The sequence below is a fragment of the Pseudomonas sp. PA-6-3C genome (assembly GCF_021605825.1).
GTDB classification, from domain to species: Bacteria; Pseudomonadota; Gammaproteobacteria; order Pseudomonadales; family Pseudomonadaceae; genus Aquipseudomonas; species Aquipseudomonas edaphica.
In genome coordinates this window covers 113203-122641 of sequence record NZ_WKDV01000015.1, presented here as the reverse complement: position 1 = coordinate 122641, position 9439 = coordinate 113203, and the positions used below count along the sequence as shown (strand labels likewise).

Below are 9439 nucleotides of genomic sequence, written 5' to 3'. Positions count from 1 at the left end.
ATCCCGAACTCAGTAGTGAAACGATGCATCGCCGATGGTAGTGTGGGGTTTCCCCATGTGAGAGTAGGTCATCGTCAAGATTAAATTCCGAAACCCCATTTGCGAAAGCAGATGGGGTTTTGTTTTGGGCGGTCGAAAAGCGTGGGCACGCAATGTATCAAGCGTTTCCCTGTTGCAGCCTGCCACCGCCTTCAATGCTAAAGTCCATGCCTCGATTTTGCTTTTCCCAAGGAAGCCGTTATGCCGGATGCGACGTCCCTCAGCGCTGGATTCATGGTGGTTCACGGCAACCGCCTGGACGAACTGCGCAGTCTGGTAGTCAGCTGGATGCGCCGTTATCCCCTGGCTCCTCTGGAAAACGAAATTGCTCTGGTCCAAAGCAACGGCATTGCCCAATGGCTCAAGTTGGCCTTGGCAGAAGATCCGGAAGAAGATGATATGGGCGGCTGTGGCATCGCCGCGGCTATCGATGTGCAACTCCCCGGTAGCTTCATGTGGCAGCTCTATCGCATGGTTTTGGGCAAAGACGAAATCCCGCCCAAATCCCTGCTCGATAAGGCCCCGCTGACCTGGCGCCTGATGCGCCTGCTCCCGGAGCTCATCGACCAACCGCACTTCGAGCCCCTGCAGCGCTTTCTCACCGACGACACCGACCTGCGCAAACGCTATCAACTGGCCGAACGCCTGGCCGACTTGTTCGACCAATACCAGGTCTACCGCGCCGACTGGCTGGAAGATTGGGCCGCCGGTCGCCATCAACTGCGCAATGGCCGAGGCGAAGCAAAGCCCCTGAACCCGGCAAATTGCTGGCAGGCCGAACTATGGCGCGCACTGCTATTGGACGTTGGTGAAGAGGGCATGGCCGAAAGCCGTGCCGGTGTTCACCAGCGTTTCATCGAGCGGATCAACACCCTCGAAAAAGCCCCTCAGGGGCTGCCGTCCCGAGTCATCGTTTTCGGCATTTCATCCTTGCCCGCCCAAGCGCTGGAAGCACTCGCCGGCCTGGCACGCTTCAGCCAAGTCCTGCTGTGCGTACACAACCCTTGCCGCCACCACTGGTCCGACATCGTCGCCGACAAAGACCTGCTGCGTAACGAGTACAAACGCCAGGCGCGCAAAGCCGGCATGCCAGTCACCATCGACCCGCAAACCCTGCACCAACATGCGCACCCGTTGCTGGCCGCTTGGGGCAAACAGGGCCGCGACTACATTAGCCTGCTGGACAGCTACGACGACCCCAACAGCTACCGCGCCGCCTTCCGTGATGGCCGCATCGACCTGTTCAGCGACAACGACCCCACCACGTTGCTCAACCAATTGCAGGACGACATCCTCGAACTGCGCCCACTCAATGAAACCCGCGAACTGTGGCCGGGCGTCGATCTAAATCACGACAGCTCCATCCGCTTCCACGTCGCCCACAGCGCCCAACGCGAAGTGGAAATCCTCCATGACCAATTGCTCCAACGCTTCAGCGCCGCCCCCACACTGCGCCCGCGTGACATCATCGTCATGGTCCCCGACGTCGACAGCTACGCGCCGCACATCCGCGCCGTCTTCGGCCAGCTTGAGCGAAACGACCCACGCTTCATCCCGTTCACCCTCACCGACCAAGGCCAACGCGGCCGCGATCCGCTGCTGATCGCCGTCGAACACCTGCTAAAACTTCCAGATAGCCGCTTCCCCGTCAGCGAAATCCTCGACCTGCTCGACGTCCCCGCCTTGCGCGAACGTTTTGCCATCAAGGAACGTGATCTGCCCACGCTGCACCGCTGGATCGAAGGCGCCGGCATTCGCTGGGGCCTCAACGCCGAACAGCGCGCCGGCCTCGGCCTCCCCCAGGAGCTTGAGCAAAACAGCTGGCGATTCGGCCTGCGCCGTATGTTGCTGGGCTATGCCGTGGGCACTGGAATCGCCTGTGACGGTATTGAGCCCTACGATGAAATCGGCGGGCTGGACGCCGCGTTGATCGGCCCACTGGTCGCCTTGCTCGATGCGCTAAACCACGCTCATCAAGCCTTGTCACAACCGGCAAGCCCCCCAGAATGGGGCGAGCGCCTGCAACGCCTGATGCAGCTGTTCTTCCTGCCCAGCAGCGAGCACGACGACTATCTACTCGGCCAACTCGAACAGCTGCGAGAAGACTGGCTGGAAACCTGCGAGTCCGTCGGTCTGCAGGACGAGTTACCCCTTACCGTCGTCCGCGAAGCCTGGCTCGCCGGCCTCGACCAAGGCCGCCTGTCCCAGCGCTTCCTTGCTGGGGCTGTCAATTTCTGCACCCTGATGCCCATGCGCGCCATCCCGTTCAAGCTGGTCTGCCTGCTCGGCATGAACGACGGCGACTACCCGCGAGCCCAGCCGCCGTTGGACTTCGACCTGATGGGCAGCGACTACCGCCCCGGCGACCGTTCACGCCGCGAAGACGATCGTTACCTGCTGCTCGAAGCGCTGCTGTCCGCCCGCGATCAGCTCTATATCAGCTGGGTAGGCCGCAGCATCCGCGACAACAGTGATCGCCCGGCCTCGGTATTGATCGGCCAGTTGCGTGACCACCTCGCCAGCGGCTGGCATAACGCAGACACACAAGAACCGTTGCTGGAAGCCATGACCCAGGAGCACCCACTCCAACCCTTCAGCGCCCGCTATTTCCACGAAGGTGATGCGCTGTTCAGCTACGCCCGCGAATGGCAATTGCTCCATCAAGCACCCGTGGCCACGGCTACAGAAGAACACTTGGCAGAGCACCACCAGGAAGAACCTCTGAGCCTCGGTCAGTTGCAAGACTTTGTGCGCAACCCCGTCAAACACTTCTTCAGCCAGCGTCTGAAAGTGTTCTTCGAAGCCGCCGAAGTCCCGCTGGCCGATGAAGAACCTTTCGTTCTCGATGCCTTGCAACGCTACAGCCTCAGCGACAGCCTGCTCAATGCAGCCTTGGCCCAGCCCGATCACATAGACCAGGCCCTGAATGCCCAAGCCCTGCGCCTGCAAGGCAGTGGCCTGCTGCCCATGGTCGGTTTCGGCGAATGCCTGCGTAATGAATTGGTCGAGCCATTGCCCGATCTACTGCAGCGTTATCAACACTTACTGGCGCTCTGGCCTACGCCACAAACCGCTGCCGAACCGATCAGTTTTGAGCATCAAGGCATTGAACTCGAAGGCTGGATCAGTGGCCTGCATCGGCGCAGTGATGGCGGATTGTTAAGCGTCACCACCATCCCCAACAGCATTGGCTCGATCAAGACCCGCAAGTGGCATCGACTGATCCGCCCGTGGGTCAATCATGTGGTGGCCTGCGCCTGCGGCTTGCCACTCAGTACCGGGCTGGTCGCCAGTGACGACACCCTGCTGCTGGCCCCGCTGGAAAAAACCGTCGCCCAGGAAATACTCGGCAACCTTTTACTGGCCTGGCACACCGGCATGCGCAAACCACTGCCCGTCGCCGTGAAAACCGCCTTCGCCTGGCTCGGCCAAACCGACCCCGACAAGGCCCAGGCGGCAGCCAGCAAAGCCTACGAAGGTGACGGCCTGACCACCGACGGCGAACGCCGCGAAACCCCGGCGCTCACCCGCCAATTCCCGGATTACGCCACGCTCATCGCCAGCGAAGAATTCGAAGGTTGGGCCGAAACCCTGTATCGGCCCTTGATCAACGCCCCATGGCGATCACTCAGCAGCGAGGAGGCCAGCGCATGATCAGTAAACCTTTGGCCCTGGCCTTCCCACTCAAAGGCAGCCAGCTGATTGAAGCCAGCGCCGGCACCGGCAAGACCTTCACCATTTCCGCCCTGTACCTGCGCCTGGTGCTTGGTCACGGTGGTGAAGAATCCGGCTTTGGTCGTGAACTGCTGCCACCGCAAATCCTGGTGGTGACCTTCACCGACGCCGCCACCAAAGAGCTGCGCGAACGCATCCGCATCCGCCTCGCCGAAGCCGCTCGGTTCTTCCGCGACGAAATTGAGCAACCGGACGCCCTGATCGCCGACCTGCGTGACCAATACCTGCCCGAGCAATGGCCTGCCTGTGCCAACCGCCTGGACATCGCCGCCCAATGGATGGACGAAGCTGCCGTCTCGACCATCCACAGTTGGTGCCAGCGCATGCTGCGCGAACACGCGTTCGACAGCGGCAGCCTGTTCACCCAAACCCTGGAAACCGACCACAGCGACCTGCTCGGCGAAGTGCTGCGCGATTACTGGCGGCTGTTCTGCTACCCAATGCACGACGATGCGCTCAACTGGGTGCGCAAAAACTGGAGCGGCCCCGCCGCGCTGATGCCACGCGTGCGCGCGCTGTTCGGCAGCGAACGGCCCACCGATGAAACCCGTGAGCCGGCCGAATTGATCAACGCTTGCTTGCAAGAACGCCGCCAAGCGCTGGTCGCGCTCAAGGCGCCCTGGCAACAATGGGCCATCGAGCTGCGCGATATCTGCCTGCAAGCCGTCGCCGCCAAAGCCGTCGACGGCCGCAAGATGCAGGCGCGTTACTTCGAACCCTGGTTCGAAAAGATCAGCGCCTGGGCCGCTGACGAAACCCTCGAACAACTCGACATCGGCACTGGCTTCACCCGCCTTACGCCCGATGGCATGGCCGAAGCCTGGAAGGGCGAGCCGCCGCGTCACCCTGGCATCGACGCCATGGCCAGCCTCAAGGCCAGCCTCGACGCGCTGCCAACCCCCGATGCCGCCGTGTTGCAACACGCCGCCGGTTGGGTCGGTAAACGCTTCGAAGAAGAAAAACGCCGCCGCGCCGAAATGGGCTTCGACGACATGCTCATCCGCCTCAACGCCGCCCTGCAAGCCGACGGCGGCGAGCGCTTGGCCAATGTGATCCGTGAGCAATTCCCGGTCGCCCTGATCGACGAATTCCAGGACACCGACCCGGTGCAATACAGCATCTTCGACAGCATCTACCGCATCGAAGAAAACCACCTAGACAGTGGCCTGTTCCTGATCGGCGACCCCAAACAGGCCATCTACGCCTTCCGTGGCGCCGACATCTACACCTACCTGCGCGCCCGCCAGTCCACCACCGGCCGCCATCACACCCTGGGCACCAACTTCCGTTCCAGCCACGCGATGGTCGAGGCGGTCAACCATGTGTTCCAGCGTGCCGAGACCGGCCGTGGCGCGTTCCTGTTCCGTGAGCCAAATGGCGACAACCCGGTGCCGTTCCACTCGGTGTTGTCCCAAGGCCGCAAAGAGCAGTTGCAGGTCGATGGCCAAACCTTGCCGGCGATGAACCTCTGGCACCTGCCCACCGATCAGCCGATTTCCAACGCGGTCTATCGCCAACAACTCGCGGCGGCCTGCGCTGCGCAAATTGTTGAGTTGCTCAATGGCGGGCAGCAGGGCCGCGCGGGTTTCCTACAACCGGATGGCAGCTTAAAAGGCGTACTCCCGTCAGACATCGCCATCCTGGTGCGCGACGGCAAAGAAGCCCAAGCCGTGCGCGCCGAGCTGGCCGCCCGTGGCGTGCGCAGCGTTTATCTGTCTGACAAGGATTCGGTGTTCGCCGCCCAGGAAGCCCATGACCTGCTGGCCTGGCTCAAGGCCTGCGCCGAGCCGGACGTCGAGCGCCCACTGCGCGCCGCCCTGGCCTGCGTCACCCTGAACCTGTCACTGGCGGAACTGGAGCGTCTGAACCAGGACGAACTGGCGTGGGAAACCCGCGTGATGCAGTTCCGTGGTTATCGCGCGATCTGGCGTACCCAAGGCGTGCTGCCGATGCTGCGACGCCTGCTGCATGATTTCAAACTGCCGCAAACCCTGATCGCCCGCAGTGACGGCGAACGCGTATTGACCAACCTGTTGCACCTGAGCGAACTGCTGCAACAGGCCGCGTCAGAGCTGGACGGCGAGCAGGCATTGATCCGCCACCTGGCCGAACACCTGGCACTGTCGGGCCAGGCCGGTGAAGAACAGATTCTGCGCCTGGAAAGCGACGAACAACTGGTCAAGGTGGTGACCATCCACAAATCCAAGGGCCTGGAATACGACCTGGTCTTCCTGCCGTTTATCTGCTCGGCCAAGCCGGTGGATGGCAGCCGCTTGCCGCTGCATTACCACGACGAACAGGGCAAATCCCAAGTCAGCCTGCGGCCGACCGCCGAGCTGATTGCCCAAGCCGACGACGAGCGCCTGGCCGAAGACCTGCGGTTGTTCTACGTCGCCCTCACGCGCGCCAAACACGCGTGCTGGTTGGGCATTGCCGACCTCAAACGTGGCAATAACAGCAGCTCGGTCTTGCACCTGTCCGCGCTGGGTTATCTGCTTGGTGGCGGTGCCTCGTTGGGCGAGTCCGCCGGTTTGGCGCGCTGGCTGCTGGACTTGCAGGAGGGCTGCGCTGCCATCCACTACACCCACGTGCCCGACGCGCAAGACAGCCTGTTCCACCCGCCGCGTAACGAGGCTACCTTGCTGGCACCGTTACTGCCCACGCGCAAAGCCGCTGAAAACTGGTGGATCGCTTCTTACAGTGCGCTAAGAATTGGCGACAGCATGAGCGCCGCTAATCTAGAAGCACCAGAAAGCCCACAAGCCCAGAAGCTGTTCGACGACGAACGCCTCGACCCCGACGCACCGCGTGAAGTGGCAGCGTCTGGCGGCGACATTCACCGTTTCCCACGTGGCCCTAACCCCGGCACCTTTCTCCATGGTCTGTTGGAATGGGCGGGCGAGGAAGGCTTCAACGTGACGCCCGAGGCCATCGAAAAAGCCGTGGGCGCCCGCTGTAATCGGCGCAACTGGGAAGGCTGGATCGTCACCCTCAGCGGCTGGCTCGGCCATTTGCTGCAAACGCCGCTGCCGGTAGATAACGATCTAGTCGCCCTCAGCAGCCTGCAGCACTACCAGATCGAAATGGAGTTCTGGTTCGCCAGCCACAAAGTCGACGTGCTGGCCCTCGACAAGCTAGTGTGCCAGCACACCCACAACGGCGTGTCCCGAGTGGCCGCCGAACCGGTGCTGCTCAACGGTATGTTCAAGGGTTTTATCGACCTGACGTTCGAACACGACGGCCGTTATTACGTGGCCGACTACAAATCCAACTGGCTCGGCCCTGACGATTCGGCCTACACGCAGGACGCCATGGAACAGTCGATCCTCGAGCATCGGTACGACCTGCAATACGTACTTTACCTGCTGGCCCTGCACCGCCAGTTGAAGGCACGCCTGCCGGATTACGACTATGACCGCCATGTCGGCGGTGCGCTGTACCTGTTCCTGCGGGGCACCCAGGCCACGAGCCAGGGCGCGTATTTCACCCGGCCGCCACGTGAGCTGATCGAAGGCTTGGACCTGCTGTTCCAGGGCAAACCCATACCGCCCAAGGTTGAGCCCGCCTGGGAACAAGGAGTGCTGCTATGAGCCTGTCGCCCTTACCGCTTGAGGACCTGATGCCACTCAGCCGCGCCGCCGACCTGTTGCAGTTGTTGGAACGCTGGGTTGAGCGTGGCTGGCTGCGCGCATTGGACAAAGCCTTCGTCGGCTTCCTCCACGAACTCGACCCGCAGGCCGACCCGCTGGTATTGCTGGCCGCCGCACTGACCAGCCACCAACTGGGCCATGGCCACGTCTGCCTGGACTTGTTCGAAACCCTTAAAGCGCCAGACTTTGCCCTGTCATTGCCACCCGAAGGCGACCTGCAAACCGGCGCCATGTTGCTGCCCTCGCAATTGCTCGACGGCCTTGATGGCGCCCACTGGTGCCAGGCGCTGGCCGCCAGCCACTTGGTCGCGTTGGCTGTTGATGGCAGTGTATCGGCCCAAAGCCGCCCGCTGGTGCTGTCCGGCAAACGCCTGTATTTGCGCCGCTACTGGACCTACGAACGGCGCATCGACATGGCATTACGCCTGCGCCTGGCCACCCTGGAAACCGTCGCCACTGATTTGCCGCAACGCCTGAACACCTTGTTCGATCAAGCGCCGCCGGACGGCGTGATCGACTGGCAAAAACTTGCCTGCGCCCTGGCCACACGCGGTGCCTTCAGCATCGTTACCGGCGGCCCCGGCACGGGTAAAACCACCACTGTAGTGCGCTTGCTCGCGCTGCTGCAGGCCCCGGCGGTAGAGGCCAACAGCCCATTGCGCATCCGCCTCGCCGCGCCCACGGGCAAAGCCGCCGCACGCCTCACCGAATCCATCAGCCAGCAAGTACTCTCGCTGAATGTGCCGGACAGCGTGCGGGAAAAAATCCCCACCCAGGTCACCACGGTTCACCGCCTGCTTGGCAGCCGCCCCGGCACGCGACATTTTCGGCATCACCTCGGCAACCCGTTGCCATTGGATGTGCTGGTGGTGGACGAAGCCTCGATGATCGACCTGGAAATGATGGCCAACCTGCTGGACGCGTTGCCGCCCCACGCACGCCTGGTATTGCTCGGGGACAAAGACCAACTCGCTTCGGTCGAAGCCGGCGCCGTGCTCGGCGACTTATGCCGTGATGCCGAAGCCGGCTGGTACAGCCCCGACACACGCCAATGGCTGCAAGCCGTCAGCGGCGAAGACCTCAGTGCCAGCGGCCTGCTGGAAGATCTCGATGGCAGTCATCCGCTCGCCCAGCAAGTGGTCATGCTGCGCTATTCGCGACGCTTCGGCGAAGGCAGTGGCATCGGCCAACTGGCGCGTTGGGTTAACCAGCAAAATGCCGAAGAGGCGCGCAGACTGCTTGCCGCGCGCAGCCACAACGACCTGTTCTGCCTCAGCCTCAAGGGCGAACACGATCACGCGCTTGAGCGCCTGGTGCTGGACGGGCAGGGCGACGACGCCCAGGGTTATCGCTATTACCTCAACCTGCTGCACAGCGCGCGCCCGGCCCTCGACACAGCGCGCGAAGACGCCGCCTGGACCCACTGGGCGCAACAACTATTGCAAGCCTTCGACGCCTTCCAACTGCTCTGCGCCGTGCGCAAAGGCCCATGGGGCGTGGAAGGTTTAAACCAGCGCATCACCGCCGCCTTGCGCAAAGTGCGGCTGATCGAAGGCGATGACCAATGGTACGAAGGCCGCCCCGTGCTGATGACCCGCAATGACTACGGCCTGGGCTTGATGAACGGCGACATCGGCATCGCCCTCAAACTGCCCGAAAGCGACGGTGGCCCACAGGTGCTGCGTGTGGCTTTCCCACGCAACGATGGCCAGGGTGGGGTGCGTTTTGTACTGCCCAGCCGTCTGAATGATGTGGAAACCGTGTACGCCATGACCGTGCACAAATCTCAGGGCTCCGAATTCACTCACACGGCGCTGATCCTGCCCGATGCGCTGAACCCGGTGCTGACCAAAGAGCTGATCTACACCGGCATCACCCGCGCCAAACGCTGGTTCAGTTTGATCGAACCGCGAGGCGGGGTGTTTGAAGAAGCGGTGCGGCGCAAGGTCAAACGCCTGAGCGGGTTGATGCTGGAGTTGGATGCCGCCCTCGATAAAACTGACTGATTGGTCATT

The 9439-nt window shown here is 62.3% G+C and carries 3 protein-coding genes and 1 rRNA gene; all 4 read left to right on the top strand.

The features are described from left to right. A 5S ribosomal RNA gene (gene rrf, locus GIW48_RS29875) occupies positions 1-80 on the top strand; the annotation flags it as partial. Between the two features lie 160 nt (positions 81-240). After that, positions 241-3693, top strand: coding sequence for an exodeoxyribonuclease V subunit gamma (recC, locus tag GIW48_RS12890; protein WP_236460479.1), 3453 nt, complete (start codon positions 241-243; stop codon positions 3691-3693). Further along, positions 3690-7364, top strand: coding sequence for an exodeoxyribonuclease V subunit beta (gene recB / locus GIW48_RS12885; protein ID WP_236460478.1), 3675 nt, complete (start codon positions 3690-3692; stop codon positions 7362-7364). The genes recC and recB overlap by 4 nt, the downstream gene beginning before the upstream one ends. Further along, positions 7361-9430: an exodeoxyribonuclease V subunit alpha gene (gene recD / locus GIW48_RS12880; RefSeq protein ID WP_236460477.1), complete on the top strand. Its 2070-nt coding sequence runs from the start codon at positions 7361-7363 to the stop codon at positions 9428-9430. Before recB ends, recD begins: the two co-directional genes overlap by 4 nt. Positions 9431-9439 lie beyond the last annotated feature (9 nt).

What these genes read in the sequence shown, in the direction of transcription:
- recD (WP_236460477.1), top strand. Translation starts at nt 7,361, where the DNA reads ATGAGCCTGTCGCCCTTACCGCTTGAGGACCTGATGCCACTCAGCCGC.
- recC (WP_236460479.1), top strand. Translation starts at nt 241, where the DNA reads ATGCCGGATGCGACGTCCCTCAGCGCTGGATTCATGGTGGTTCACGGC.
- recB (WP_236460478.1), top strand. Translation starts at nt 3,690, where the DNA reads ATGATCAGTAAACCTTTGGCCCTGGCCTTCCCACTCAAAGGCAGCCAG.